Raw genomic sequence first — 1,885 nt, forward strand, 5'->3', positions numbered from 1 at the left:
CTGTTCTGCCCTTCCCAGCGCAGTTCGCCTTCGATATCTGTCATCCGCTCCGGTGTGCCGTTCGGCTGACAGTGAAACCAGTAAATGTCGGGTGATTCCGTACCATCAATACGCGCCAGCGGCTCATAACTGCCCTGATCGCTGTAAACGTAAGTGAGCGGGACGCCGTCGTGGATTTCCTGCAACAGGCGGAAACCTTCCCACAGGAAACGGGTTGTGACACGTTTGCCAACGGGTTGTCCGCCCAACAGTTGCTGACGCGTTTTGCTGATACGCCTGCCTAACGGATCGTAGCGGAAGCTCACCTGGGTCTGGAGTTTATTACGGTCACGCGGCTGGCTCAGCACCTCCGTCAGACGGTGCTCCGTGTCATAGCGATAGCGCCAGCGGGTCTGGCCGTTGTCTTTTTCGGTGGTGCGTCCGTGGATGTCGTACTGCCAGTGAATACCATTGAGCTGCGTGACGCGGTTATGCCGCACACTCTGTTGCAGCGAATCATCCAGCGGGTTACTTGCGGCGTCCCATCGCCATTGCTCCTGCCCGGGCAACGTGCCGTCCTGCTCGAGCAGCCTGCCAGCGCTGTCGTACTGCCAGTTGGACCAACAAAAAGGATTGTCATCACGCTCTTCGCGTACCAGATTATTGCGATAATCATAATCCCAGCGGCGTGACCAGCGCCTCGGGGCCGGACGCTGCGCATTACCCGCAAAGACATCACGACGCCGTACGCGCCCCAGCCTGTCGTAGTCATTTCGGCTGGTCAGCAATCCCTGGCTGCGGCTCACTTCCCGGTGGAGTTCGTCGCGGGTGAAGTCGCTGATGGGGAGATTATCCAGCGCCAGACTCAGCAAATGCCCGCTACCGTAATAGAGATATTTAAGGTTGCGTCCGTCGGGCAACTGTACTGACGTTCGGTTGTTCAGCGCGTCATAACGCCAGCCCAGCGCGCCATTTTCACCTTCTTCACCGATAACCCGTCCTAATGCGTCGTATCTGAACTCGATTTCCTGTTCGGGGGCCTGACTCCAGACGCCCTCGCCCAGCGGTGGATGTTGTGCAATACGCTCAATTTGCCCGGCAGTGGCGTAATGATACAGCGTCATACCTTCCGGCGACGTGCGTTCAAGCAACTGCCCGGACGCGCTCCAGCGGAAACCATGTGTAATGGCCTGCCGGTGCCCGGCGGCGAAGGTGCGCTTGATCGTGCGTCCACAGGCGTCATAGGCATAACGCGTCGCCACGTCATCCAGCCCAATTTCCGCCAGAAGGAGTGAATCTGCCCCCCATTCGAACCGATACGCTTCACCCTTCTCGTTCTGTAGCGCAGTCAGGCGATTACGGCTGTCCCACTGGCGATGAATGGCCTCACCGAGTGCATTCCGGCTGGCAACAAGTCGCCCCGTTGCATCGTATTCAAAATCCTGACGCTTACCGTCTGGCGTGATGTGGTATTCCGGAAGCCCCCGCCTGTTCCAGCCAATGGATTCCTGCCAGCCTTCAGCCCGCTCCAGTTGCAACGGGCGACCGGCGGCATCGTACTGATACCGCGTTTGTTCACCATCGGCAGTTACGACAGCGTGTAACCAGCCGAGTGAAGTGTAGCGATAATGAGTGGTGCGGCCCGAACAATCCCTTTCAGAGACAATTTGCCCAGCGTCATTAAACACCCGCCGCCGGGTATTTCCCCCTGCATCTACCTCTTCCACTACCTGACCACATTCATCGCGGCGCACAAGCGTCGTCTGCCCCATCGCGTCGACAACCCGCCCGAGGCCAAAATGCTCGTCGTAATAAAACCGTGTCGCCGCCCCGTTTGCCTCCGTGATAACCGTTGGCAGCGCACGCTGTACCAGCCATTCGGTGGTACGAATGTTCCCCAGCGGGT

At 58.6% G+C, this 1,885-nt stretch carries 1 protein-coding gene; it reads right to left on the reverse strand.

Annotation, left to right across the window (positions count from 1 at the left end):
- On the reverse strand, window positions 1-1,885 hold a 1,885-nt coding region (locus KXR87_RS23475), incomplete at both ends, for an RHS domain-containing protein (RefSeq protein WP_437434577.1).

Origin of the sequence: Yokenella regensburgei (genome assembly GCF_051486985.1) — a bacterium.
Lineage (GTDB): Bacteria > Pseudomonadota > Gammaproteobacteria > Enterobacterales > Enterobacteriaceae > CBFFRJ01.